Origin of the sequence: Halomonas sp. AOP27-A1-41 (assembly GCF_052378605.1) — a bacterium.
GTDB classification, from domain to species: domain Bacteria; phylum Pseudomonadota; class Gammaproteobacteria; order Pseudomonadales; family Halomonadaceae; genus Vreelandella; species Vreelandella citrativorans.
This window is the reverse complement of the sequence record NZ_JBQSXT010000006.1, coordinates 1-26,990: the sequence shown is the minus strand read 5'-3', so window position 1 is coordinate 26,990 and position 26,990 is coordinate 1. Positions and strand designations below refer to the sequence as shown.

The 26,990-nt window shown below is 54.1% G+C and carries 23 protein-coding genes; 10 read left to right on the top strand and 13 right to left on the bottom strand.

Translation table 11 applies throughout. The features are described 5' to 3' along the window. Positions 1 to 34: 34 nt before the first annotated feature. Positions 35 to 1,507, top strand: coding sequence for an apolipoprotein N-acyltransferase (gene lnt, locus ACT3TC_RS05880; RefSeq protein WP_444639465.1), 1,473 nt, complete (start codon positions 35 to 37; stop codon positions 1,505 to 1,507). 66 nt (positions 1,508 to 1,573) lie between these two features. After that, a complete protein-coding gene (locus tag ACT3TC_RS05875; RefSeq protein ID WP_444639464.1) occupies positions 1,574 to 1,912 on the top strand; it encodes a hypothetical protein in 339 nt (112 codons plus the stop codon). Positions 1,913 to 2,053: 141 nt separating this feature from the next. Here ACT3TC_RS05875 and ACT3TC_RS05870 read toward each other — a convergent pair whose 3' ends face one another. The 8 genes from ACT3TC_RS05870 to prmB all read right to left on the bottom strand — a co-directional run bounded on the left by ACT3TC_RS05870 (position 2,054) and on the right by prmB (position 10,186). Then, positions 2,054 to 2,632 (bottom strand): SCO family protein, encoded by a 579-nt coding sequence (locus tag ACT3TC_RS05870; protein WP_444639463.1) that lies wholly within the window; start codon positions 2,630 to 2,632, stop codon positions 2,054 to 2,056. Between the two features lie 22 nt (positions 2,633 to 2,654). Beyond that, positions 2,655 to 3,122: a copper chaperone PCu(A)C gene (locus tag ACT3TC_RS05865; RefSeq protein ID WP_444639462.1), complete on the bottom strand. Its 468-nt coding sequence runs from the start codon at positions 3,120 to 3,122 to the stop codon at positions 2,655 to 2,657. 467 nt (positions 3,123 to 3,589) lie between these two features. Beyond that, on the bottom strand, positions 3,590 to 5,077 hold the full coding sequence (locus tag ACT3TC_RS05860; protein ID WP_444639461.1) for an amidohydrolase family protein: 1,488 nt from the start codon (positions 5,075 to 5,077) through the stop codon (positions 3,590 to 3,592). Positions 5,078 to 5,146: 69 nt separating this feature from the next. Then, entirely contained in the window at positions 5,147 to 7,003 is a 1,857-nt protein-coding gene (phaC, locus tag ACT3TC_RS05855) for a class I poly(R)-hydroxyalkanoic acid synthase (protein ID WP_444639460.1), read from the bottom strand. 56 nt (positions 7,004 to 7,059) lie between these two features. Then, complete coding sequence (locus ACT3TC_RS05850; RefSeq protein WP_172117143.1) at positions 7,060 to 7,479, bottom strand: phasin family protein; 420 nt, start codon at positions 7,477 to 7,479, stop codon at positions 7,060 to 7,062. Positions 7,480 to 7,680: 201 nt separating this feature from the next. Next, a complete protein-coding gene (locus ACT3TC_RS05845; RefSeq protein ID WP_444639459.1) occupies positions 7,681 to 8,061 on the bottom strand; it encodes a hypothetical protein in 381 nt (126 codons plus the stop codon). Positions 8,062 to 8,121: 60 nt separating this feature from the next. Further along, entirely contained in the window at positions 8,122 to 9,213 is a 1,092-nt protein-coding gene (aroC, locus tag ACT3TC_RS05840; protein ID WP_172117145.1) for a chorismate synthase, read from the bottom strand. Positions 9,214 to 9,226: 13 nt separating this feature from the next. Beyond that, positions 9,227 to 10,186, bottom strand: a complete 960-nt coding sequence (prmB, locus tag ACT3TC_RS05835) for a 50S ribosomal protein L3 N(5)-glutamine methyltransferase (RefSeq protein WP_444639458.1) — start codon at positions 10,184 to 10,186, stop codon at positions 9,227 to 9,229. Between the two features lie 194 nt (positions 10,187 to 10,380). Between prmB and ACT3TC_RS05830 the strand changes: the two genes are divergently transcribed. Continuing rightward, on the top strand, positions 10,381 to 10,947 hold the full coding sequence (locus ACT3TC_RS05830) for a Smr/MutS family protein (RefSeq protein ID WP_087106822.1): 567 nt from the start codon (positions 10,381 to 10,383) through the stop codon (positions 10,945 to 10,947). Between the two features lie 57 nt (positions 10,948 to 11,004). On the opposite strand, the gene ACT3TC_RS05825 is transcribed toward ACT3TC_RS05830, so the two are convergent. Both ACT3TC_RS05825 and ACT3TC_RS05820 read right to left on the bottom strand, forming a co-directional pair. Beyond that, positions 11,005 to 12,027: a patatin-like phospholipase family protein gene (locus ACT3TC_RS05825; protein WP_193053085.1), complete on the bottom strand. Its 1,023-nt coding sequence runs from the start codon at positions 12,025 to 12,027 to the stop codon at positions 11,005 to 11,007. Between the two features lie 40 nt (positions 12,028 to 12,067). After that, positions 12,068 to 12,967 carry an alpha/beta fold hydrolase gene (locus tag ACT3TC_RS05820; protein ID WP_444639457.1) on the bottom strand — a complete coding sequence of 300 codons (900 nt, stop codon included), beginning with the start codon at positions 12,965 to 12,967 and terminating at the stop codon, positions 12,068 to 12,070. A gap of 356 nt (positions 12,968 to 13,323) precedes the next feature. Between ACT3TC_RS05820 and ACT3TC_RS05815 the strand changes: the two genes are divergently transcribed. Together ACT3TC_RS05815 and ACT3TC_RS05810 are read left to right on the top strand one after the other, a co-directional pair. Beyond that, positions 13,324 to 13,767: a LexA family protein gene (locus ACT3TC_RS05815; protein ID WP_087106828.1), complete on the top strand. Its 444-nt coding sequence runs from the start codon at positions 13,324 to 13,326 to the stop codon at positions 13,765 to 13,767. Further along, positions 13,764 to 15,065, top strand: coding sequence for a Y-family DNA polymerase (locus ACT3TC_RS05810; protein WP_444639456.1), 1,302 nt, complete (start codon positions 13,764 to 13,766; stop codon positions 15,063 to 15,065). The genes ACT3TC_RS05815 and ACT3TC_RS05810 overlap by 4 nt, the downstream gene beginning before the upstream one ends. Before the next feature lie 110 nt (positions 15,066 to 15,175). On the opposite strand, the gene ACT3TC_RS05805 is transcribed toward ACT3TC_RS05810, so the two are convergent. Together ACT3TC_RS05805 and ACT3TC_RS05800 are read right to left on the bottom strand one after the other, a co-directional pair. Then, the gene (locus ACT3TC_RS05805; protein ID WP_172117150.1) at positions 15,176 to 16,639 is read right to left on the bottom strand and encodes a sodium-dependent transporter; all 1,464 of its coding nucleotides are present in this window, start codon (positions 16,637 to 16,639) and stop codon (positions 15,176 to 15,178) included. Between the two features lie 148 nt (positions 16,640 to 16,787). Continuing rightward, on the bottom strand, positions 16,788 to 18,014 hold the full coding sequence (locus tag ACT3TC_RS05800; protein WP_444639455.1) for a YbfB/YjiJ family MFS transporter: 1,227 nt from the start codon (positions 18,012 to 18,014) through the stop codon (positions 16,788 to 16,790). 152 nt (positions 18,015 to 18,166) lie between these two features. Here ACT3TC_RS05800 and ACT3TC_RS05795 point away from each other — a divergent pair, with 152 nt between their 5' ends. From ACT3TC_RS05795 to ACT3TC_RS05775, 5 genes are all read left to right on the top strand, one after another. Continuing rightward, positions 18,167 to 19,420 (top strand): M20/M25/M40 family metallo-hydrolase, encoded by a 1,254-nt coding sequence (locus ACT3TC_RS05795; protein ID WP_441679057.1) that lies wholly within the window; start codon positions 18,167 to 18,169, stop codon positions 19,418 to 19,420. Between the two features lie 617 nt (positions 19,421 to 20,037). Then, complete coding sequence (locus ACT3TC_RS05790) at positions 20,038 to 21,486, top strand: SLC13 family permease (RefSeq protein ID WP_444639454.1); 1,449 nt, start codon at positions 20,038 to 20,040, stop codon at positions 21,484 to 21,486. Between the two features lie 889 nt (positions 21,487 to 22,375). Continuing rightward, on the top strand, positions 22,376 to 24,052 hold the full coding sequence (locus ACT3TC_RS05785) for an alpha/beta hydrolase (protein WP_444639453.1): 1,677 nt from the start codon (positions 22,376 to 22,378) through the stop codon (positions 24,050 to 24,052). A gap of 43 nt (positions 24,053 to 24,095) precedes the next feature. Then, on the top strand, positions 24,096 to 24,875 hold the full coding sequence (locus ACT3TC_RS05780) for a CLCA_X family protein (RefSeq protein ID WP_444639452.1): 780 nt from the start codon (positions 24,096 to 24,098) through the stop codon (positions 24,873 to 24,875). A gap of 219 nt (positions 24,876 to 25,094) precedes the next feature. Beyond that, on the top strand, positions 25,095 to 26,426 hold the full coding sequence (locus tag ACT3TC_RS05775) for a CitMHS family transporter (RefSeq protein WP_192528636.1): 1,332 nt from the start codon (positions 25,095 to 25,097) through the stop codon (positions 26,424 to 26,426). Between the two features lie 114 nt (positions 26,427 to 26,540). Here the strand turns inward: ACT3TC_RS05775 and ACT3TC_RS05770 are convergent. Then, on the bottom strand, positions 26,541 to 26,990 hold a 450-nt coding region (locus ACT3TC_RS05770; protein WP_444639451.1), incomplete at its 5' end, for a pirin family protein.

Here is a 26,990-nt window from a genome sequence, read left to right as displayed (position 1 = left end):
CTTACCGATTAACCACGTATTGACAGGATATTTCATGGGGCCAACACCCGCCTTTATGCTTCAACTGTTACTGGCCCTGGTTGCGGGCGGCTTTACCACGCTAACCGCTTCACCATTTGAACTATGGTGGCTTGGCCCGGTAGCGATTGCCCTGCTTTACGTAGGGATTCATACCTTAACGCCTGCCCAGGCAGCGCTTAAAGGCTGGCTCTATGGCATTGCACTCTTTGCCAGCGGCGCCTCATGGGTCTATATCTCCATTCATGATTACGGCTATACCGGCGTGCCGCTGGCAGTGTTGCTGACCGCACTTTTTGTCGCCGTACTGGCCCTTTTTTATGCGGGCACTTTCTGGCTTTACCGGCGCTTTACCACCCCGCGATTGGCATGGCTAACGTTTGCCGGTGCCTGGGTGCTGGGTGAAGTGCTGCGCACCTACCTGTTCACAGGCTTCCCTTGGCTACTAATGGGCTCAGGCTATGTCGATTCCCCCTTGGCAAGCTGGGCACCAATTGGCGGTGTTTACCTGCTTTCCCTGCTGGTGGTGCTTAGCGGCACACTGGCGGCTAACGTGCTTCTGCGCCGCCAGTGGTGGGCACTGGCCCCGTTACTGGCGATCTGGCTGATACCGCTGGCCTTGCCTGCACTGTGGACCACCCCTTCCAGCACACCGACTCGGGTTGCTTTACTTCAGGGCAACCTCCCGCAGTTGCTAAAATGGACGCCAGACGGCCAGCGCATCGCAGCGAATACCTACAGCCGACTGACCGCTGAAGTCGCCGATGAAACTGACATAATTATCTGGCCAGAAACCGCACTTCCCATGATGGAAACTCAGGCACGTCCGGTCCTGGAGCGCGTTCAGGCTAACCTTCCGCCAGGCGTTGCCTTGGTGACAGGCATCGTTCAATTGGATGAGGCTAACCGCTACTACAACAGCGTGGTGGGCATTGGCAACGTTGAAGGCAGTTATCAAAAAGAGCACCTGGTGCCCTTTGGCGAATACCTACCGCTTGAAAGCGTGCTGCGCGGTGCTATCGACTTTTTTGACCTGCCGATGTCGAGCTTTACCAAAGGCGCATCGCATCAGACGCCCATGCAGGCCTCCGGCATTCGCCTGGGCAACGCGATCTGTTATGAAATCATCTATCCGCAGCTTGTGGCGCGTCGCGCTCAGGACAGCGATGTGCTGCTGACGGTTTCCAACGACACCTGGTTTGGCGCCTCCATTGGCCCTTTCCAGCATTTGCAAATGGCACGGCTTAGAGCACTTGAAAATGGTCGCTATGTAATACGCGCCACCAGTAACGGCGTTACAGCGATTATTGATGCCCACGGAAGCATCGTTGCTCAAGCGCCCCAGTTTGAAACGACAGCGTTAGTGGGTGAGTTCTATGCGATGGAGGGGTTAACACCTTTCACCCGCACCGGGAGCTGGCCAGCATGGCTACTAGCGGGGCTAATGCTGCTACCAGGCCTTCGCTTGACACGTTGTCGCGGTCGATAGGAACCTTCAACATGACACGCTACAATAGGGCACTTTTTTGATTCTAGCTGGCATAGGAATACCGCTATGTTGAAATCTCGTCCTTTTTTACTACTTGTCGTGATGCCGCTGGCGCTTACTGTCGTGCTGGCGGGCGCTATCTTCGGTGGCCAGGTTATGTCTGACAGCCATGTTGGCGATGACATTCAACACGCTCTGGCAAATAAGCTGGGGACATCCCATGATATTGAGCTCTCGCAGCTGCAGGAAGTGCAGTATGGTTATGGCATCTGCGGCCTCTATCGCACAACCTCTTCTGACAATGGCTATGCCTCCTTTTTCTATGATAAAGACAGTGAGAATATCGAACTGGATATTAACTCTCGTCTGTACAAGTCGCGCTGCGGCCTCTCTGCCGTCTGCTAAATCGCTTTCGTTGCCAGGTATTAGCCAAGTAAACGGCACATAAAAAGGGGCGACTGATCATCAGTCGCCCCTTTTTTGCTACAGACTTTTTCTACCTACGTCTACTACCTGTTTAGCTCCCTGGGGCTACTCCAAGCGGCGTTAGCTTTTTTCTATCAGCCGTGTGATATCCGCCTGAACATCCGTTATCGGGTGGCTATCCCGCACCAGGAACTGTGCATTCCCCTCTCGATCAAAGGCAAAAACAGCGCTGGAGTGTGTTACCAGGTAGTCACCATTCTCATTCTCTTCACCGTATTCGTAAGCAACGCGGTAACGGTTGGTGATCGCATCAATGTCGGCTTTATCGCCGGTCAAGCCAGTGAACTCAGGGCCAAAGGCATTGGTATAGCGCTTTAGCACCTCGGGCGTGTCACGCGCCGGGTCGACCGAAATAAACAGCACCTGAACCTCGTCGCGCGTCTCATCATCCAGCTGTCTGATCGCATCGCCTAATCTTGCCAGGGTAATGGGGCAAACATCGGGGCAAAACGTGTAGCCAAAATAGACAAGCGCTGGCTTACCCAGATATTCATCCGCCTGGACGCTGTCGCCGTTATCATCCACCAGTGAAAAATCAAGCGACGGCATAATGTCGGCAACGTCGGTGGTACGCCAGCTCTGATCACTACAACCAGCCAGTAAAAGAGACGCCAACGCGGCGAACAACAACTTGTACATATAGGGTTCCTATTCCTGGCCTTTACATCGATGCTGGAGAGACAACATTAAAGGTAACGGGCAGTTGCTGTTCATCGCTAAACTCAAGCACCACGTCAACGTCATCACCTACGTTTAAGGGCTCAACGCGGCGCATAAACATCAGATGATGACCTTTAGGAGCAAACTCAAAACGCTCGCCTGAAGCAATTTCAAGCGATGTAAGCTCGTGCATATGGGCCATACCGTCGTGCTCGGAGCTAACATGTATTTCAACACTATCAAAGGCAGGGCTTTGAGCGCCCACCAGCGTGACGGTTTCATCGCCCGTATTATAAAGCTCAAAGTAACCCGCACCGGGCGTGTTACCAGGCAGCAGGCTTAACCGAGCATTGCTTACTTCAAGCGTCTGCGCCTGCGCAACGCCTGCCGTTAATAGCAGTGCTAACACGCTTAACGCCAGCCGCTGAGTCACTCGTTGGGCCATGACATTCAATGCCTTGTTCGCCATTACTTCGATGCTCCCTTTAAATAAACACGGTTAAACGGCACACGCGCCAAGCTCGCACGTACTGGCCTATCGTATGTCGTTATAAATCTTTGGCTACCATAGCGCCATCCAGGTGTTCTACAACCCTCCTGCGACATTATGACAGCACCCTCGGCCTGCCGATATTAGGCGAGAACGCGGCTAAGTCGCGGTTTGTGTTTGCCACACAGAGGGCGCCAGAAGCATGGGAACAGCGGTTGCAAATAGCCCCTAAAAAGAGTTCAACGTCTATCTCCTTAAGCCCGGAAATAGACGTGGGGCCTACTGAAATCCCACCTACCGCGTTAAAAACATTTAAACCAGCAAGGTTGTCCTAAAACCAACACTTCTATTAATGGCCGGAAAAGCGGTCAGTGCTTGATTGATTCAACATAAACAAACAACCGATCAAGCACTTAAAATCGATATTTATAAACGATCTTGCCAAGCTATTGCTGCAAACAATCTTTATAAACACGCCCAGCTTTCATAATCATGCGCAAGTTACGCTCTGGATCTTTAAGAAAATCAAGATCTTTGCTTGGATCACCATCAACGACCAGCAGGTCGGCTAGCGCACCAGGCTCAATACGCCCAAGCACTCCCGGATACGGGTTACGCGGCCCCGAGAGAGAAAGTAGTTCCCCGTTACGCCCCGTCGCCATTGCCAATGCGGTCAACGGGTCGTAGAAACGCGTTAGCTTAGCCAAGTGATGCAGCTGGTTGGGGGTATTTTGAGGATTAAAGAGAATATCCGTTCCCCAGCCAGTTTTAACGTTAAATCGCTGGGCCATTTCATACGCGCGAACCGTTCCTTCGGCAACTTGCCGCTGAGACTCTCGGCGTGCCGCATCCGGGTAAACGTTGGAATCTTCATCCTGCAGAAAAGGCTGAAGGCTCCACCACACATCTTCACCGGCCATCATTCGAACGGTCTCTTCATCTGCCAACTGACCATGTTCAATTGAGCGTACGCCTGCCCGCAGGGCACGCTGAATACCCCGGGAGGTGTAGACATGAACCATGACATACGTGCCCCAGTCACCGGCTGCCTCAACCGCTGCGCGAAGCTCGCGCTCGCTAAACTGCGTACTGTCGAGCGGATCATAAAATGACGCGACGCCACCACCCGCAATCAGCTTTATTTGAGAAGCCCCCAGCATCAACTGCTCACGCGTGCGCCTAAGCACTTCAGCTTCACCGTCAGCAATCATGGCGACCCCTTGCTGCTCCGTGTAACTTAGCGGGGTTGTACTACCACGAGGCAATTCGTGCCGCATTCGGAAATCACCGTGCCCGGATGTCTGGGAAATCATGGCGCCTGCGGGAAATATCCGCGGTCCGTTCACGATGCCTTCGTCAATGGCTCTCTTCAGTGCAAATGACGGCCCTCCCACATCTCTGACCGACGTAACCCCTCGCATCAGCGTTCGCTCGGCCTCTTTTGCGGCGACCAAATGGATATAACCAATATCCGCGCTCATGGCTTCCATCTGTGTAATAGCGGCTAGCGTGGAGTGCCAATGCGCATCGATTAAGCCAGGCATCAACACGCGCCCATCACAGTCGATAACGTCCCCGGACTCGGCGCCAGCATTACCTTCAAGAATAGCGCTGACCCGCCCATCCTCTACCTTAACGGATACGCCATCGCGCAACGGGCCACCACTTCCATCAAAAAGCGTTAAGTTGGTGAGTAGCACAGGGCCGTCATGCGCTTTTGAGGGCTGGTCAACCACGTGTGGCGTATGTACACCTGCAAACAGCGCCATGACCGCTGCCGGCCCACCCAGCATTTCGCGGCGAGCAATCTCTGCCATAACGCGCTCATGAAAGTGCTGTAAGACGGGTGAACCACAGCAGCAAGCGCCATGGTTATTAGGACGGTGTTGTGCGCTAAACGCGGGGGCTAATGAGTAACGGGTAGTGGGCGGCATTGTTAGCACCTCGCTTAAACATGAGAAGGATAGTTTTTTTGTAGAATACCCGGATAATCGGAGCAGCCTTTATAGGCTGCCCTGTTCGCTTAGCACGTCAGGAATGGTCATTTTGACATAGCGCCCTGGTGCTGACTCAATCACCTCAAGCTTACCGTCGCCGGGTGTGCGCGAGGGCACCATTTTCTGGGTATCCGCATAACCATTTTGTGTCATCCATGCCTGCCAGTGCGGCCACCAGGAACCCTCATTAAACGCCGCTGTTTCAAGCCACGCTTCATGGCTTTCTGGCAGAGCGTCGTTACTCCAATAACCGTACTTGTTCTTTTGCGGTGGATTAACGATACCGGCGATATGCCCCGAGCCACCTAATACAAACGTGACGGGGCCTTTAGGCAGCAACGCCCCATAATAGGTGCTGTTCCACTTGGCGATATGGTCCTCTTTGGTCGACACGAAATAACTGGGGGTGGAGATTTTGCGTAAATCAATTTTTACGCCATCAAGCTCAATACCCCCCGGCGCGACCAAACGGTTTTCAAGATACATGTGGCGTAAATACCAGGCATGCGTGCCCGCCGGTAGATTCGTGCCATCCGTATTCCAGTGGAGAAGGTCAAAGGCGGCGGGCATCTCTCCTTTCAGGTAGTTATTGATATAAAACGACCAGAAAAGATCATTTTCACGCAGCAGGTTAAAGGTGTAAGCCATCGAGCGACCATCCAGGTAGCCCTTTAGCTGCATGGTTTGCTCAAGCCCTTGCACCACGGCTTCGTTCAGGAAAACGCCGATATCGCCGGGGTCACGAAAATCCTGCAGCGTGGCCATGTAGGTGACCGACTTCACCTTTCGCCCCTTGCGGGTACTTGTTAGATAAGCAACGGTCGAAGCCGTCAGGGTGCCGCCCACGCAGTAGCTCACCAGGTTGACCGACTTCTCACCACAGGCATCCTCAATGGCGCTAATCGCGCTGATCAGCCCCATTTGCATGTAATCGGCCCAAGTAATGTCACGCTGTTCAGGACCAGGATTGCGCCATGAAATTAAAAATACGGTGTGGCCCTGGTCCACCATCCACTTGACCATGGAATTGTCCTGGCGCAGGTCAAGGATGTAATACTTGTTGATCCAGGGCGGCACGATTAACAGCGGCGTTTTAAAGGTCTTCTCAGTGGTGGGCGTGTACTGAATCAGTTGAATTAACTCGTTTTCATACACGACTGCCCCGGGGGTAACCGCGATGTTTTCCCCGATGCCAAACGCATTGCGCTCGGTCATACACACATTGATGCCTTCCGCTGAGTTGGCAAGGTCTTCACGCAGCCGAGATAACCCTTCTACCAGATTTTGCCCACGAGTTTGCAGCGTTCGCCGCATCACCTCAGGGTTAGTAGAAACGAAATTGGTGGGCGACATGGCATTGACGAGCTGACGGGCATAAAACCCCAGATTTCGTTTCTGGAGGTCATCCATGCCTTCAAGGCTTTCGATCAGTTCTTCTACTACCTGCGAAAACAGCAGGTACTGCTGCATGATCGCCGCATAGTGAGGGTCTTGCGTCCAGGCATCGTCTTTAAAGCGCCGGTCGCTTTTGGAGGGGGTAATCAGCGGTGTGACCTGCTCACCAGACAAAGCACGCATGCTTTGCTGCCATAGCAGCCACTGATCTTGCAGCAGGCGCGCTTGGGTTTGCCACAGCAAGGTTGGGTTATTCATTAATGCCTGCGCACCCGCCTCGAAGCTTTTACGCATATCGCTATATACCGAGTCGGCCGCCTCGCTTGGGGCCATGCGTGCCAGCAGACCCTGCATAAGCCCCTGGTACTGCTCAGCGGCCTCTTTCAGTTGCGTATTCCATGCCTCAATGTCTTCTTGAGACACTCCCTGCTGAAACATGTCGTGCAATGGTCGTTTCCACCCCTGCATACTGAATCCCCTTATAACAATACGGCGCCTAGAGGCGCCGTGAGTTAGCCGACTTCTTATTTTTTCCGTGAAGACTGGCTCGAGGCGGATCCAGAAGCACCAGGCTGTTGGCCTTTTGCGGCGGCGGTCGCCTGCTCGGTCATTTGCTGCCCGGCATCACTGAAGAGTTTTTCCATTTCCGTTTTGAACTGCAGGCTCATCTCGCCCATAGCACGGGCGTCTTCCTGCATTTGCTGGGAAAGCTCGTTCATGATTTCAGCCTGCTGGGTGCCGAAATCACGCAGGCTTTCTGCATCTTGAATGCTGGTGGCACTGCGGATGCGCTCGGTGCCCATTTGGCTATAGCGCTTCATGGCTTCCAGTTGATACTGGGTCATTTTTTCCATGTTGTTGAGCATCAGCGAGTTAATCTTGCGCATGGGCTCAAACATTTGGCGGGTCTGGGCGTTAAAAGCGTCCATCATATCGTCTTGCATAGTGTCTAATCCTCTTCCGTTTCAGAGTGTGGGCGCTTTCGCGCCCCCCCTACGAAGTGATTTGCTGCACTGCAAAAAGAGTAATCCTTGACCGGGTGCTTTGCAATAACACTGTTTTCAAGAACCCTGTTTTCAATAACACTGTTTTCAAGAGCCCTGGATGACGGCGCTCATTAACTGGCCGTTACGCACCTCGCCACATTACTCGGTTTTTCCTTTACCACGCGAACGCGAGGACGCCGTTGCTTTGGCATTAGGCGCTCCCCCGCTGCTCGACGCATCATTGTCCGCCGCTTGATCATCAGAGGCGGTACCGCTGGCATTGCCTGCCTGGCGCAACATATCCAACATCATCTGTTGGTAAGTTCCAAAGTTGGCCAACCCTTGAGAAAGCCCCTGCTGCATCATGGGCTGCTGCAAAAAGGGGCGCATCAAACTCATGGGGTCATACCCTTCTGCACCCGACTCCATTTGCCGCTGAATATTTTCCAGCAGGCTTTGCTGGAATGCCTCTACATCAGGAAGCCCCAATGCTTGACGAAATTCATCCGGGGTCAGATCAAACTCAACGTTAATCTTCATGGGTTACTCCTCAGCCATCTTCCTTGAGTGTAGCAGCGTTACGCCAAGCCGTACGCCGCTTTAACGCTGTGCTAAACGGGGTGTATCAACGCTAACCTCACCGTTTTGCCCACGCTGGCGCAGCCAGTGGTCAAGCAATGTAATCGCCATCATGGCTTCGGCAATCGGCGTGGCGCGAATCCCCACACAAGGGTCGTGGCGACCTTTGGTAATCACCTCGACCGGCTGGCCGTTAACATCAATGGAACGCCCAGGTGTCGTAATGCTGGAGGTCGGCTTAAGCGCCAGCCTGGCCACAATCGGTTGCCCACTGGAAATACCGCCCAATATGCCACCGGCATGATTGGACAAGAAGCCTTCCGGCGTCATCTCGTCTCGGTGCTCGCTACCGCGCTGGGCAACGGATTCAAAACCCGCACCAATCTCAATACCTTTTACCGCATTAATACTCATCAAACCGTGCGCCAGCTCAGCATCCAGGCGATCAAACACCGGCTCACCCAGCCCGACCGGAACGCCCTCAGCGACCACGGTAATCTCGGCACCGACGGAATCCTGGTCACGGCGCAGCTGATCCATATACGCTTCAAGCTCGGCTACTTTGGCGGGATCGGGGCAGAAAAACGCATTCTGCTCGACGGCCTCCCACTGCTTAAACTCAATTTTTATGGGGCCCAGCTGGCTCATATAGCCACGAATTTGTACGCCTTGGGCGGCCAGGTACTTCTTGGCGATAGCACCCGCGGCTACCCGCATGGCCGTTTCGCGGGCGCTTGAGCGGCCGCCACCCCGATAGTCACGGTGGCCATATTTATGGTGGTACGTGTAGTCCGCATGGGCGGGGCGGAACTGCTCCTTGATTTTCGAGTAGTCCTTGGAGCGCTGGTCGGTATTCTCGATCAGTAGGCCAATCGAGGTGCCGGTGGTTTTTCCCTCAAACACGCCCGATAAAATCCTCACCTGATCAGGCTCTTTGCGCTGCGTGGTGTGGCGAGAGCTACCTGGGCGACGACGGTCCAGGTCGCGCTGTAAATCCTCTTCACACAGCGCAAGCCCCGGCGGGCAACCATCGACAATGGCGCCCAGCGCAATGCCATGGCTCTCTCCAAAGGTGGTAACGGTAAACAGCTTGCCAAAACTATTGCCAGACATGGGCGTTCATTCCTTACGCAAAAGACGCCGCATGGGCGTCGAGTTCATCGGCGCTCAAAGCAAATACGCCTTGGCCGCCGCGCTCGAAGTCAAGCCACAGGAAAGGCACGTCGGGAAACGCAGCCTCCACATGGCGGTCAGAATTGCCCACTTCGACAATCAGCCAACCTGTATCGCTCAAATGGCTGCGCGCCTCGCGCAAAATACGCCGCACAATATCCAGGCCATCTTTACCGGCACCCAGTGCCAGTGCGGGCTCATGGCGGAACTCGGCGGGCATGGTAGCCAAATCGCGCGCATCGACGTAGGGCGGGTTGGAAACAATCAGGTCAAAGCGCTGGCCTTCCAGCCCGTCAAACACATCCGAGGCGACCGCCCGTATCCGGTCACCCACGTCATGGCGGGTAATGTTTTCTCGGGCGACGGCCAGTGCATCCTGGCTAATATCGGCAAGCGTCACTTCGCAGGTAGGCAAATAAAGGCCGGTTGCAATGCCGATACAACCAGAGCCGGTGCATAAATCCAGCACGCTCTCCGGCGGCTCTTCCTGGAACCAGGCCGAAAAACCGTCTTCGATCAGTTCGGCAATCGGCGAACGCGGAATCAGCACTCGCTCATCAACATTGAAGGGGTGACCTGCAAAAAAGGCCTCGCCCAGCAGGTACGGCAATGGCTGGCGGCTGGCTACCCGCTTCCGGGTCAGGGCGATAATACGCTGGCGCTCAACAGGCAAAAGCCGTGCTTCCAAAACGGCGGGGTCGACGTTCCAGGGCAGATGAAGTGCCCCCAGGCAGAGCGCAACGGCTTCATCCCAGGCAGACTCGGTGCCGTGGCCATAGTGCAGTCCGGCCAGATAGAACTCGCTGGATACCCAGCGCAGATAGTCGCGTAGTGTAAAAAGATCGCTCACCAACGCCGTATCCGGCAACGAAAGGGTTGAGTGAGAGGTCTCAGCATTGAGGTGCGTGGTCACAGCGACTCCTGATAAACGAAAACCATACATGCAGCCACATGCGGCTACACTCATTGATAAAGAAAAGATTGTACCTGTAAAGATTGTACCTTTGACGCCGCCCGGTTCACAGCGCCGCTCAGCTCGCTATACTGTCGGCAGTTTATATGCTTTCTTGTTTTACTCTTTCTTCCTTTTCACACTTTGAGCTTGATATGACGCGACGCCACCTGCCCAACGATGACGATATCAGCGCTTTTCGCCAGGCGCTGCAAGCAGCAGGCGTACGCCGTATTGCACATAATCAAGCCGACCCCGGCAAGCCCAAGCGCAATGATGAAGCCCAACAGGCGCGGCGTAATGCGGCGGTTCAAAACAGCACAGTACAAGCCAGCGGCCGCACATCGGATGGCCGGGTCGAGGCCGTGCGCCCGTCTGAGTACCTTGAGTTTAGCGTGCCCGATTTACCCTGGCGTACCTTCAGCCAGTTAAAGCGTGGCCAAACCGAGTGGCAGGCGGGGCTTGACCTGCACGGCTACACGCTTGAAGAAGCCCGCGCGGAGCTTGAAAGCTTCTTGCGCGATGCATCAAGCCAAGGGCTGCGCTGCGTGCTGGTGGTTCACGGCAAGGCGTGGGGCACCACTTCAGATTTTCCGGTGCTTAAGAGTCACACCAATACCTGGTTACGCGAATGGCCGGGGGTGCTGGCCTTTTGCTCGGCCATTGATATTGATGGCGGCACCGGAGCAGTCTATATATTGCTGCGTAAGCGCGGGGCGTAACGCCGCTCAACCGCTCTCTTCACTGCTCTACTGGCACTTTTCCAGTGGCTCGCTGCCTCACTCTGTCGCATCCGAGGCAATGCTGGGCATGCGCCGCTCCAGCGCCTCATCGGCCAAGTGCCGCCCCAGGCGGATCAAGTCTTTGGCGCGATGAAACTCATACGTACTGCATACTGTCTTGGGAATCTCGATCAATATATCGGGCGGATAACCGGCAATTTTGTATTTTGCCAGGGCCGCTTGGGTAATATCAAACGACTCTAAAATCATATCGAGCTTGCTCCACTCGCGCTTGCCTCGCGTCTCAACGCTCTCTTCAGCGCCAGCTTCCACGCCGCTGTCCTCTTCACTGCTGCCAAGTCCCTCCCATAAACGCAGGGTGGCTTGGCGCACGTCGCTCATCCAGCCGCCAATCTTTTCATCACGGTCACGCTCTTGCGCCGTTCGGCTGTCATTTTCCTCGTGCTCACGAGGCAGGAGCTCTTCCAACGATACCGGCTGCGGGCTATGTGCCGTTACGTTAATCGCAATCACCAGGTCTGCTTCGTGGGCAGAAATAACCGGCATGATAGGCAGCGGATTAAGCAGCCCGCCATCGACCAGCACCTGATCACCAACATTGACCGGCGTAATGACGCCAGGAATGGCGATAGAGGCACGAATGGCGCGCAGTAACGGGCCATTTTGAAACCACACTTCGCGCTGGCGAACTAGGTCAGTCGCCACCGTTGTCACCGGAATAGGCAAATCCTCAATGAGCACATCGCCTACCAACGCTTCCAACTTGCTCATCACCTTATTGGCACGCATGGCACCCATCGGGCTCCAGGTCACATCCACCAGCTTTAGTACGTCCAAATAATCGAGATTACAGACCCACTCGCGATACTCGGGCAGTTTGCCAGAAGCGTAAATGCCACCAATCAGCGCGCCCATGGAGCATCCCGCCACTGAAATAATCTCAAAGCCTCGTGCTTCCAGGGCTTCAATGACACCGATATGGGCATAACCGCGCGCCCCGCCACTGCCCAACACCAAAGCCACTTTTTTCCCGCTACCCGCGTGCGTCAGTTGATTCATTGGCTATTCCTATTGCTCTTGAGCCGACCGTATAACCGCTTTACACGGCTGCCTCCCAGTGGGCGGTGGCGAGTTCCGCCACAGCGGCAACCGCTTTAGATTCTAAATGTAGATGATGCCCGCCAGGCAACACATGGCGGGTCAGATCATTAACCGCCAAGCGCGCCTGCTCGGCCCAGGCACGCTTTCCTAAAATACCCTGCTCGCCTTCAATCAGTAGTACCGGCGCCTGAATACACGCTAACAGAGCCAGCACCTGCTCAGGGGTAAAGCGCACCAGAGAGGGTTTTAGCAGTCGACTATCCGTACACATTTGTAGATAGCCATCGGCAGTTGCTTGCGTATTACGCTCAACCAACGGCATCGCCGCTACACTATCCAGCGTGGTGACGCCACCGGCTACCCGCGCGGCAACCGCACTTTCGATATCAGCATAGCGTGGTGGGCGGGAAAGCGGGCGACGATGGGCAATAAGCCCTTTGCGCAACTGGCTGGCAGTTTCTTCCGCAGGCGTATTCAACGCCCCCAGCCCGTCAATCAAGGTTAACCGGGCAATACGCTCTGGCATGGCGGCGGCCAGTAGGCAGGCAACCGCCGCGCCCATGGAGTGGGCCAGTAAAGAAGCCTGTTCAATACCTAGCGCGTCCAGCGCATCAAGCACGTCGTGGCAGTAATCCCACAACGCATAGTCGCTTCCGAAAGCGGCATGCTGGGAGTGTCCATGGCCACGAAAATCAATGGCTACCACGCGGATATCCAGCGCATCTGCCAAAAGCGGAGCCAAGCGGCTAAAGCTTGCCGCGTTATCCAGCCAGCCGTGTAGCGCCAGCCAGACAGGTGCATCCACGCGGCCCCAGCCCAGTGCGGCCAAGCGCCCTTGCGCAAGCACCAGCGGTTGCGCAGTGTGTCGAGACGCGTGCTGGAGTGTCGGTTCACGCATACATTGTTTTCCTGATGAAGTGGTCATCTCGTTGGCAAATAACGCGACGCCTTTAATGTTCCTGAATTCAGCTTTCAGGCAATGTCTGGATGACGGTATCAGTAACAAACGTTACCATGCCAGGCGCAATTCTTCCGCCGCTTTTCCCCAACCCTTGCTAATGGTGCTGCCATGAAACCACGCCGCGATACACGCGCCCGTAACCTTGTTTTTTTTATTGCTGTTGTTAGTGCCATCGTCGTGGGGTTGTGGCTAGCGCGCTAGGCTTGCCTAATCGCCGCTCAACGCTTGCAATTTAAACCTCACGAATAAATACTGTATATACATACACACTATATTCAGTGAGGATGCCGACGATGTCGTTGCCTCCATCGACGCTCGTGCCCACCTTGCCGTTAACGTCTCAGCCGTTGCCTTTTTCATCGTTACAAGGCCGTGCGGGCTTTAGCGGCTTTCCATCACCAGCGCAGGATTACGAACCGCGTACGCTCGACCTCAACACGCGGTTAATTAAAAACCCTACCCAGACGTTCTACCTTTCCGCCGCTGGTGACAGTATGGAAGGCTGGGGGATTTTTGATGGCGACCTGCTGGTCGTTGACCGCAGCATTAAGCCTCGGCTAGGGCACATTCTGGTTGCCATGTTTGAAGAGGAAGTGCTGATTAAGCGCTACGCCCTCTACCAAAATACGCCGCATCTCTGCTCTGCGCATCCTCACTACCCGCCGCTTCCTTTGGAAGGCACCGAGTGCCAGCTCTGGGGAGTAGTGCGTGCTGTCATTCATGAGTATGTCCGATGATCGGCCTGGTCGATGCCAACAACTTTTACGTCAGTTGTGAGCGTGTGTTTGATCCTGCGCTGGAAGGCAAGCCGGTGGGCGTTATGTCGAACAACGACGGCTGTATCATCGCCCGCTCTGCCGAGATGAAAGCCATGGACATCCCCATGGGCATGCCATCGTTTAAGCTCGAAAGCCTGCGTAAGCGTGGTGACATTTACCTCAAGTCATCCAACTATGAGCTGTATGGCGATATGTCGGCCAGGCTGTGCCAGCTACTGCGCGATACCTGCCCAGCCGTGTCGCCGTACTCCATTGATGAAATGTTTATTTACCTGGAGGCGTTCAGCAACCAGCAGTGCCAAACCCTGGGCGAATGGCTGCGTCGGCGGATTCGGCGTCATTTAGGCCTGCCGGTATGCGTCGGGCTGGCCCCTACGCATACACTGGCGAAGCTTGCCAACCACCTGGCCAAGCAGGCGACTCACTATCAAGGCGTGTGCCTGCTAACGGGAAAAGATGCGGCAACGATCGCCTTGCTTAAACAGACACCGGTGGGCAGCGTATGGGGCGTTGGGCGCCGGATTGCTGAGCGGTTAGCGATCAGTAATATTAATACCGCTTGGGACTTACGTGAGGCTGACCTTCGGCTACTGCGCAAACATTTTTCGGTAGTGCTGGCCCGCACGGCGCTGGAGCTGCGCGGTACGCCCTGCCTGCAGATGAATGCGCTGGATCAACCGCGCCACCGCATTATGACGTCGCGCTCATTCGGCCAATCAACCGGCAGTAAAACAGAAGTACATAACGCGTTACGCCAACATGCCCAGCGCAGCGCCGAAAAACTCCGTCAGCAGCACAGCCTAACGCGAGCCGTGATGATTTTTTTAAACACCAACCGCCACCGCCGAGACCAACCCCAGTATTTTCCTCACACCATGGTGCCCCTGCCCTCACCCAGCGATGATACGCGCACAATTCTTGAGGCCGTTCACCAAGGGGTTGAACAGGTTTACCGGCCAGGCTACCGGTTTATGAAGGCAGGTGTGATGCTGCTGGATCTGGTTGATGCCGAGCAGCACCAGCTCTCGTTGCTACATCAACCGCCGCGGAACCGATACCCTTACTTAATGGCCACCCTGGACAATATCAATCAGCGTATGGGGCAAGGCACCATCAGCTTTGGTATAACGGATGCCGATGCCGCTTGGCAGCTACGCTGCGGGCACCGCTCAGGCCGCTACACCACACGCTGGGACGAGTTGATGAAGGCAGGCACCCATCCTGGTGCTATCAAGCAATCTGCTTTACGCAAGTAACCGCTGTGATTTCAACTACGATCTCAGGAAGAGACTCAAATCACCTGCCAAACGCCGCTGGATGAGCCGTCACTCATTGCTCAGCAGCAGCGTTGGCTGGGGAGAATCCGTTAGCGTGTCGTTAACGCCTGACGCAGACGAGGACTCAACCACTCGCCCAGCGCCATCATGATCAGCAGGATAGCTAACAACCACGGCCAATGAACTGAAAAAGTAACGGTAAACAGCCCTAACGCATCAGCGAAAATAACCAAAATACCCAGCGGGCTGACATAACGCACCATGGCAAGCCATAGCGTATAGGGCAGAGGCGATAGCCCCAGCTCGTCGCGGAACGTTTCACTCTTTAGGACAAAGCCTGCCAGTATGACGGTGCCTAACCCACCCAACGGCATCATCCAGCGTGAAGTGATGTAGTCCAGCCAGTCAAAGAAGGTCTTGCCTGCCAACGTCCAATCAGCGCCCAGGTTAAAGGAGAGCATGGCAGCGGTACTAATCAACCAAAGAACAATCCCCGTGCTCCACGCAGCACTGCGGCGTGAGAACCCTTTGTTGTCGCAGAGCCAGGAAACGGTCGCCTCGACCATCGAAATGGACGATGTCAGCGCGGCCATGGAGAGCATGGCGAAAAACAGAATCCCAAACAGCGTACCCAGCGGCATGGCCTGGAACGCCAGCGGCAAGCTCATAAAGATAAGCCCGGGGCCTTCACCTGGGTCCATGCCATTGGCAAAAATTACCGGGAAGATCGCCAGCCCCGCCATCAAGGCAACGGCCGTGTCTGCAATGGCGACGCTAATGGTGGTGCGCCCAATGGAGGCGCCTTTGGGCAGGTAGCTTCCGTAGGTAAGAATGGCACCCGAGGCAAGCGATAAGGTAAAGAACGCATGGCCAAGCGCGGCCAACATCCCTTCACTCGAGAGGCTCCCCGCCTTAAAGGAGAACAAAAAGCGTACTGCGTCACCAAAGCCACCGGAAAACACGCCGTACACAATCAGCAGTATCAGCATGATGACCAGGCCTGGCATCATCCAACTGACGTTTTTCTCGATCCCCTCCTGAACGCCTTTGCCCACAATAATCATGGTCACCAGCGTAACAAGCGTGCTCCAGAAGCCTAGGCTGAGCGGGTTGGCGTTGTTTTCCCCAAACACGGCGGCCATGTCGTCAACGCTGGTGCCCACCAGACCACCGGTTAACATCTTCCACAGATAAGAAAACGACCAGCCTGCCACGACCACGTAGAACGACAGAATCAAAAAGCCGCACAGCATGGCCATCCAGCCAAGCAGCGACCACGCCGATGAGCGACCGGACTCGTTAACCACTCGACGAATCGCATCAATGGGGCTACCGCGCCCGCGCCGCCCGAAAGCGATTTCGCTCATCATTACCGGCACGCCCACCGCAAAAATGCACGCCAGATAGACAAGCACAAACGCGCCACCGCCATACTCGCCGGTGATATACGGGAATTTCCAGATGTTGCCCAGCCCTACCGCCGAACCGGTAGCGGCGAGCACGAACCCCCAGCGGCCCAGCCACTGGATGCGTGGTTGCTCGGAAGACGCCATGACTATCCTTCTGGTGTAAAAAAAGCGTTTATCCTAGAGGATTTCGGCTCAAAAGCACAAAACTCGTTAACTCTTTTCTGAAAACGACCGCCTGACGCCCCTGGCTTCTTCCTGGCCTGCCCCATTCGCTCATCATTTAGCGCTTCAATTAGCGCATTACAGACAGCGCTTTCGCCTCGGCATCCAGCCGCTGAGCAGTTTGGTCCACGCATCGCAGCCACACCAATAGCACCGCCCCCAACATGACAAAGCCACCGGCCAGCCAAAGGCCCACGGTATAGTGGCCCGAAGCCTCAGCCAGCACGCCGGTTAAGGCGGGTGCAAAGATCTGCGCGGCGCCATACGCCAGCGTCATTTGGCCCATTAAGCGCGCAGGGCTTGCCGGGTAAAGCCTACCAGCCATGGTCAGCACCAAACTCACGCAGCCTAGAAAAGTACCGCCGTATAGCACCGCGCTGAGCAGCACAACCACCAGGTTTGAGGAGATAGCAGGCAATACAATCCCCACGGCCTGGATCGACATGGCCACCACCAGCGCCCCCAAATAGCCAAGCCTCCGCGCCACCAAATCCCACAGCATAACGGCAGGTGCGGCCGCTAAACCGACCACAGCAAACGTCCAGTTACCCGCGCCCGCAAGCAGCGGTTCACGCTCAACGATGGTGACAATAAACGTGGCGTTAATCACATAGCCGTACCCGGCACAAAAATAGGCGGGCAACATTAAGCGCATAAAGGTACGCGAAGGCGGCTTGGCAGCCGGCAATGCTTTTTGATGCGCACCTGCAACCGGCTTTACCGGGCGTGGCAGACATCGCCAGGCAGGTACCAACAGCACCGCGCCCAATACGCCAAAAATCCACCACTGGCTTTGCCAGTCAAGCGAGAACGCCAGCATTAACTCTACCGCCACAGCAGCCAGTACAATGCCTAACCCCAGCCCCGCAAAATGAATCCCCAGCTCTCCCCGCTGGTGATGGTTCATCAACCAGTGAAGGATCAGCCCAGACGCCAAAAGCATGGCCGCACTGCTGGAAAGCCCCGCCAAAAAACGCAGCGCCGCCCATAGCCAGAAGTTCTCCGTAAGAGCCATGCCCACGGTTGTCAGCACCGCCAGCACCAGGCCAATACGGTAAAGCGTGTCTTTGATGTAAATACTGCGAATCGAGGCGGCCAGCACCGCGCCCAGCATATAGCCCGCGTAATTAAGCGCCGCTAGCCAGCCACCATCCGCGTCGCCCATCCAGGTGTGCTGCTGCATGATCGGCAGCAATGGCGTATAGGCAAAGCGGGCAATGCCAACACACAAAAGCTGACTGCAAACGCCCGCCAACAATACTCTATAGCGCTGAACGCGTAGCGATGCCGCACTCATGCTCTCTCCTGTCGCTGTTTTGGCTTAACCGTTGTTTCTAGTTAATTAGCCTGCATATTACGTGTACACGGCGCGGCCCACATCGTCTAATGGTGGAAGAGCCTGATGAATCTGGCAGACTAGTTACACAGATAACCCCATGGAGAGTTTTAATGAGCGATAACGCCAAGCCCTGGACACAGCCGATGCCCGAAGCGCAGTTCAAGCTGATGCGCGACATCCTGGCCGCACCTAGCCCGGTTGGCCTTGAAGGGGCCATGACCTATGGCGTCTTAAAGCCCTACTTTGAGACATTTGCCCCCAAAAGCTGGCACCTTCATCAGTTCAAGGGCAACGCAGGCGTGGTGCTGGATACCCACCCTAACCGCGATGATATGTTCAAGGTCATGATTATCGGCCATGCGGACAAGATCCGTATGCAGGTACGCTCTATCGGCGAAGACGGTAAAATCTGGATCAACACCGACTCCTTTTTACCTTCCGTGCTGATCGGCCATGAAGTGAAGCTGTTCAGCGAAGACCCCGAAAAACCGGGCAGCTACCGCTCGATTGAGGGTGGCACCGTTGAAGCACTCGGCGCCATTCACTTTTCCGACCCAGCAGCGCGCACCGGCGACAAAGGCATTAAGAAAGAGCAGATCTACCTGGACCTGCAAATTCACGGCGAGAACAAAAAGCAGCAAGTGCTTAATTTAGGCGTGCGTCCGGGTGACTCGATTATTTTTGACCGCCCTATCCGCCCCGGCTTCAGCCCCGACACCTTCTACGGCGCCTACCTGGACAACGGCCTGGGCTGTTTTGTAACGGCTGAAGTAGCGCGGTTAATCGCCGAGGCAGGCGGCACTGACAACGTGCGCATTATGTTTGCGATTGCAAGCTACGAAGAGATTGGCCGCTTTGGTAGCCGGGTAATGGCTGGTGAGCTAAAACCCGATGCGCTGATTGGCGTGGACGTTAACCACGACTACGTAGCCGCGCCGGGTATCGGCGATAAACGCATGCAGCCGCTGGAAATGGGCAAAGGCTTTACCATGTCGGTAGGTTCGATTGCCAGTGAGCAGTTAAACCGCATCATCGCCAGCGCCGCCAAAGAGCAGGATATTCCGATGCAGCGCGATATGGTGGGCGTCGATACAGGCACCGACGGCATGGCAGGCGTGCTGGCCTCTATCGATAGCGCCGCGACCTCCATCGGTTTTCCGATCCGCAATATGCACACCATTTCGGAAACTGGAAACACCCAGGACGTACTGGCCGCTATCCATGCGCTCACGCATACCTTACAAGCGCTGGACAAACTGCCCAACCTTGAGCGTGAATTTTTGGATAACCATCCGCGCCTTGACCAAGCAAGCGCACTTAGCCACCAGGGGCATGCAAAACCTGAGAACAACGAGGACAAATAACCGCGCTGTTCATTTTCATTAGTACGTTTTATTAGCACGTTGCAATAAGAAAGCCCCAGGCATCACAGCCTGGGGCTTTATCGGTTCCTCTGTAATCTTTCCTCGCGAACGTCCTGTTCGTGCATCCCTGGCGACCACAAGCACTCCTTGCTTGTTCTTCCTAACCACGTTTCCGTGTGGTGCTACCTACCTTGAACCTTAAATGTGTCAAATACATTAACCTGAGATAGAAAAAGTTTAAAAGCCCTTAATCTCTAAAAGATGGTTGCCAATAGCCAACGTAGGCCCCGGCATTACGCGCTACTTATACTTAAAGATAGTTAATCTTCACGCACAATAAGAGCCAAATAAAAAGTTAAACGCCAATAACTCTAACAATACGACATGTTACTTTTTATGCTTCCCGCCAAATAACGCCCCAACCCTTGCACCCTCTCAATTTGCTATTGATTACCACGCTGAGTGAAAGCAACGCTGGCAGACACTCCACATCCTTATACCAAAGTCTAAAAATCTACAACCAACGGCGTATAAACGAAAGTGGTAGCATGCCCGCTTCTTATTGTTAGCAAACTATCAATAAATTCATGCAATAGCGTCAGGAGACGAGTATGGGAATGTCATTGTCAAATTGGCGCCACTGGGTACCACTGTTAGCGGGACCACTTCTTTTTGTACTGATACAGGTACTGCTGCCAGACACGCTGATTGATCCAGCCCCCCGCACGGTGCTGGCATTAACCGTATGGATGGGCGCCTGGTGGGTGACAGAGCCGGTTCCTATCCCTGTTACTTCTTTTCTACCCATGTTGGTACTGCCGCTTAGCGGTGTGATGGTGTTGGACGAAGCCGTTGTGGGCTACGCCAACCCGGTTATTTACATGTACATGGGTGGGTTTATTCTGGCCATTGCCATTGAGCGCTGGAACCTGCACCGACGCATCGCCCTGTCTATCGTCAACCGCATTGGCAACAGCCTGCGCAGCATCGTATTAGGCGTTTTGATTGCCTCGGCGTTTTTATCCATGTGGATATCCAACGCCGCCACAGCGCTTATGATGCTGCCTATTGCCGTCGCGCTAACCAATGAATTAGACGAACGCGACCAGTTTGAACGCCATCATCGCGATAGCTTTGCACGTATTTTGCTGCTAACCGTTGCTTATTCAGCCTCGATTGGCGGGCTGGCAACCATTATCGGCTCAGTGCCCAATGCCATCGTAGTGGCCATGATCCCGCAGTTTTTTGAAGGGGTAGAAATCAGCTTCTTGCAGTGGATGATTTTCGCGCTGCCACTCACGCTGATCTTACTGGCGATTTTGTACGTCTATCTCACGCGGATATACACCAAAATACCCAATACGCCGCTTGAAATTGATTTTGTAGCTCAGGAGCTTGCGGCCCTTGGACCCATGAGCCAGGAAGAGAAGCGTGTCTTGGGCGTATTTGTGGCAACGGCACTGGCCTGGGCATTACGCGGCTGGCTGGCACCGTTTTTTGATCTGCCTATTAACGATACGATTATTGCGGTAACCGCCGCCATTGCGTTGTTTGTCATTCCTGCCCACAACGAAAAACGCGCCCTGCTGGTTTGGGACGATATGAAGGGCTTGCCGTGGGGCTTGTTTATACTTTGGGGCGGGGGTATGACGCTCGCTGCTGCGTTCATCGCCAGCGATTTGACCGGTTGGATCAGCGAGCAACTGCAGTTACTGGATGGCGTCAATTACTTCTGGCTACTGCTAATTATGGTGCTGTTAATGCTGTTCTTGACGGAAATCATTTCTAATACTGCAACGGCAAATATGGCACTGCCCATTACTGCGGGCATGGCTGCAGCCATCACGACCGGCAATCCGCTCGGATTAATGGTGGCGGTTGCTCTCGCCACTACGTGCGCCTTTATGTTGCCGATATCCACCCCGCCTAACGCCGCTGTATTTTCCACAGGGCGTATTTCTATTAAACAAATGGCCAAAGCGGGATTTGCCATGAACCTCGTAAGCGCTATTGCGATTACGCTGTTTGTTTATTTTATTATGCCGCTGCTGTTACCCACACCTTAATTAGCGAGCAATCTTTTCAAAAGAGTATTAAAAAAACCCCGGCCATTGCTGGCCGGGGATGATTAGTTCCTCCATAATCCTACACCACGAACATCCTATTCATGCTTCCTTGTGTACCACAAATATCCTTATTTGCTCTTCCTTAATACGCTGTCCTTGCGCTATATGGCTACCTTGGATCTTAAAGCGCCCACAAAAGCTCATCTTCCGGCCTAATATTAAACGCCCAACAAAATAACAAAATTCACATAAAAAGAACAAGATACACATAAAAAGAACAAGATACACATAAAAAGAACAAGATACACAGCAGCATAGATATATTATCCGACAACACCACCTATTAAATAATAACAGCAGAAGAAAATTATCTTTTAACCAGTATATCAATAAAAGCATCGTTTCAAACCTGGATTGAAACTGCCGCAGGTGAGTAGATATTACATCATGCACAAGGGGATAGCGGTTTTTAGCTAGCCTCACGCCTGTCCAAGGCTTGCCTATAATAGGTTAAGGCGCACCTTCTCCTATGAAGCAGGGAAAGAGTTGGACAGCCGTGATCGCATTTGCACAGGCTTTTTCGAATAATATTGTACGCCGCTTAACTTCCATATAGCTCCCGCACATCGTTAGCCAAGGCGTTCCTTGTGATCAACCATTTATATTTCAAAGCTATCCTTGAGTATAAATCACCGTCGCCACTCCTATAAGGACTTCCTCAAAGCTTGTTTAAAATCTTTTCATCACACTTTTAGAAAGTCCACTGAGGCGCCTCTTAAAAAGACTTATGTAGCGTTTTACTCCGCAACTATTTCTGATATACGCTATAACGCATACTGCGTTTGAACACCATTCTTTGATACGCTTGATAACGGTCGGCAGGTAAGTAATGAAACTCAGAAGTCAACAACAGTGGATTACTTCACACCTAACGCGCTTTTCAGGCGTGGGCCTGGTACTGGGCACGCTCTTCTTTGCGTTTTCGCTAACGCCAAGCCTTATACCTCGCCCACTCATCGCGCAAGGCATCGTGTCGGGGCTAAGTTTTACCGCGGGCTATGCGTTGGGAGTGATGGGGCATGGGCTTTGGCGTTACCTCCATTTACCTGCCCCCAATGCGCGGCTGGAAACGTATTTTCACTGGTTAGCCGCCGCTGTATCCCTGAGCATCGCCGCTCTTTTTTTATGGCGAGCCGCCGAATGGCAAAATAGTATTCGCCAACTAATGGAGATGGAACCCGTTAGCGGCACACACCCCTTCTCCATTGCCTTAATTGCCTTGGGTGTGTTTGCGTTTTTAATGCTTATGGCGCTGCTTTTCAGGCGTACCTTCCGGCTACTTTCACGTAAGTTGGCTTATATTCTGCCCCGCCGAGTGGCCTATGTGCTGGGCACGATCGCAGCTATTGCGCTGTTTTGGCTCGTTATCGAAGGCATTATTTTTTCGTATGCGCTAAAGGTGGCCGACCGCTCGTTTCAGCAGGTAGATGAGCTTATGCAAAGCGACCTTTCTCCGCCTGAAGACCCTCTAAAGCCCGGCAGCGCAGAGTCATTAATTAGCTGGGAAGCGTTAGGCAGCCGTGGCCGGCGCTTTGTGACCGAAGGCCCGAGCGGCGCGCAAATCGGTGACTTTCTGGGCGAAGAAGCTCCTGACCCTGTCCGTGTTTATGTGGGTCTTAATGCTGCTGAAACGCCTACCGAGCGAGCCGAACTCGCGCTGGAAGAGCTGATCCGAGTAGGCGGTTTCGAGCGTTCTGTCTTGGTATTAGCGACACCAACAGGGCGTGGGTGGATAGACCCGGGGTCGCAGGATACAGTGGAATACCTACACCGCGGCGACATTGCCACGATAGCGGCCCAATACTCCTACCTGCCCAGCCATCTATCGCTAATTTCTGAAGCCGATTATGGCGTCGAAAATGCCCGGGCGTTATTTGCAGTGGTCTATGATTACTGGTCCAGCCTTCCCAGTGACGAGCGCCCTCGGCTGTACCTGTTTGGGCTCAGTCTGGGCGCACTTAACTCGGATCTTTCGTTTGATCTCTACGATATTATTGATGATCCCTTTAATGGAGCGCTATGGGCCGGCCCGCCTTTCCGAAGCGACACATGGAAACGCATTACGGCTGACCGTGACCCTGGCTCGCCAGCTTGGCTACCCAGGTTTCGCGATGGCTCGGTAGTGCGCTTTATGAACCAAACGCAGGGGCTTCAAGAAGTACCGGGAGAATGGGGAAATTTTCGTATTGCCTACCTGCAATATGCCAGCGACCCCATTACGTTTTTTGAACCCGCTTCTTTCTGGCGTGAACCAGACTGGATGCACACACCGCGTGGTCCCGATGTTTCACCCGATCTGCGCTGGTATCCTGTGGTAACAATGCTGCAATTATTGGTAGACCTTACTACCGAAAGCGCCCCGCCAGGCTTTGGCCATGAAATTGCGGCGGAAGACTATATTGATGCCTGGGCCGCGCTTTCCGAACCGCCCGGCTGGGATGAAGAGTCTCTGAAACGTTTACGTGACTTCTTTATTCACGCCAGGGAGGCAAGGATTCAGCACTAACCCTCAAGCTGTCTAGCTTGAATAGCCAACAGGTAAGCGCGCCGTGAGTATCGACGCTCGAACGTTTTATCGCAACGCGCCGTCTTATCGCCAGCAGGAGCCCAGCAGCTTTGCGCTTATTCGGCGCCAGTTCGATTTTCGCTCCATCGAAATTGGCCGCTGGGTGACTCCTACTGAGCGCGACCGTGCAGCGGAGCTGTTTCATGATGCGCTGTGCGATTTGATGTTGATTCTACAAGGCCCCGAAACGCTGGTGTCATTACGCGGCTCACTGGCATTGCAGTATGGCAGCGGCGGGCGGCCCGGCGTTGCCGCCCATTACGACCCCGCCCAGCGCAGCTTTGCGCTGGCTAAGAACGCGGGGCCTGGCAGTATTGCCCACGAGTGGTTTCATGCCTTTGATCACTACATTGCGCAAAAGTGTTTCACGGGGCTATCTCGCGATATATTTGCATCAGCCGCTTGGCTGGCTGATGCGCCGCCTATTGTGCACCCGCTTAACCTGCGCCTAATAGAGTGCTTTACGGCCATTCTGCTACAACCCAACGGCAAGCAGCCCAGTGAGCTTTTTCAGCACTCGGTAGCCATGGACCGCAAGCTAGGACAAGTGTATTACAGCAAACCGGAAGAGCTATGCGCCCGCGCGTTTGAAGCCTTTGTGCAGGACGCGCCGATCAAGAATCACTTTTTGGTTAAAGGCACCAAAGCCACCCCAGAAGCCGAACTTGGCCTTTACCCCCAGGGCAGCGCCCGCCAGCACATCAATACTGCTTTTCAACGCTATTTCAGCCAGTTAGGCCTCGCCTTAAGCCGCCCCCTATAAACCCTGGTTATCAGGTACCAGCCCGTTCATCGTCTCTCTGTTGGTGCAAAATCGCTCGCCTACATATCGGCATTTACAAGACGACTAAGCATAAAGTCTAGGTTGTGCAGCCAAAACAGAGTCACCATAATCCGCGCGACTTTAGTTTATTAACCATTAGTTTAATTCAGAAAATAGTGAAATATCCTGGATTGAAAATTCACGCTCAAGGAGCTGAAAATGTCGCTAAGCCTAGCGGGCCTGACCGCTATCGCTGCTATTGTAGCCATGCTGTTAAGCGGACGCGTATCGCCCCTGGTGGCCTTCGTCCTTGTGCCTATTGTTGCCGCCATAGTTACCGGTTTTGGTATTGATGATATCGCGATGTTTTATGAGCAAGGCTTCGCACGCGTTATCCCTGTCGCTGTCATGTTTGTGTTTGCCATTCTGTTCTTCGGTATCCTTCAGGATGCGGGGCTATTTGAACCGGTTATTCGCAAGGTGCTGTCAGTATCCAAAGGCAATGTGGTTAGCATTACCGTAGCCACCGCGCTTGTTGCCAGTATTGCCCACCTGGATGGCTCCGGAGCCACCACTTTTCTACTAACCATTCCTGCACTTCTACCTACCTACCAGCGCCTACGTATGAGCCCTTACCTGCTGTTACTGCTGGTCGGTTTGGGCGCCAGTATTATGAATATGCTTCCCTGGGCGGGCCCGCTCGCCCGAATTGGCTCAGTACTCGGCATGAGCCCAAGTGAGCTATGGCGCCCGCTTATTCCCCTGCAGATATTTGCGCTGGTCCTTCTACTCGCACTGGCAGTGGTATTAGGCCTGCGTGAAAATCGTCGTATCAAGCGCCTGCCTTCACTCGACGCTGACGCTGCCTTGAATGACACCGCTACCGCCAATATTCAGGAAACCTTCAAAACACAGCCAGCCGCCGACAAGGTGCCCGGCTGGAAAATGGCCTTTAATGCGCTGCTGTTATTCGCGGTTGTCGTTGCGCTTACCATGGACACTTTGCCGCCCGCGCTGATCTTTATGATCGGTGTTGCCTTGGCACTACCGGTAAACATTCCCCAGATGGATGGGCAGATGCAGAGCATCAAACGCCATGCGCCCAATGCCCTTGTTATGGCCACCATTATTATTGCCGCGGGCACCTTCCTCGGGATTCTTAATGGCTCCAATATGCTGAGCGAGTTATCGGCGGATATCGTGGCAATTCTACCGGCAGCCGTGGTGCCCTATATGCACATATTGATCGGCATTTTTGGCGTACCGTTTGATCTTATTCTGAGCACCGATGCGTACTTCTTCGCCTTTTTGCCTATCGTGATTGAAGTGGTCGGCAATGCAGGGGTTCCAGCGGTTTCAACCGCGTACGCGATGGTGATCGGTAATATTATCGGCACCTTTGTTAGCCCCCTTGCCCCGGCCGTTTGGTTAGCGTTACAGCTTGCCGGGCTGGAAATGGGCAAACATATCCGGTACTCCTTCGGCATTATGTGGGTCTTCAGCCTTGTATTACTGCTTTTTGGCTACCTTATCGGTGTCATCACTCTGTAGCCCAAAGCTGCGCGATAGCCGCTTGTAAAACGCTGTAAAAAAAGCTCGCTGAGGCATCCCCTCATGCGAGCTTTTTTATGCTTTTTTCAAACGCGGTAGCAAGTAGTCAGGCCTTTAATTACCCGGCTGGCCTGGGAAAGGAACAAATTCGCTATTGTCGTCAGGTGGCAGTTGGAAGCGGCCATGTTCAAAGTCGCCTTCAATCCATGCTTCCTTGGCGGCTTCAAGCTTCTCTTTGGAAGAGGCGACAAAGTTCCAGGACACGTAGCGCGGGCCGTTAAGCGTCTCGCCGCCCAGCAGCATTAAGCGCGCGCCGCGCTCGCCTGCCGTAACGGTAATCGGGTCGCCTGGGCGGAACACCATCATCCGGCCCTCCTCAAACACTTCACCGGCGATAATCACGCTGCCCGAGGTAATATAAACGCCTCGGTCTTCATGGTTATCAGGTAGCGGCAATTTAGCGCCCGGCATCAAGGTAGCATCGGCATAAAACATGTCCGAGAAGGTCTGTACGGGCGCTTTCTCACCCCACGCCGTGCCTAGAATCAAGCGCACCTCTTTGCC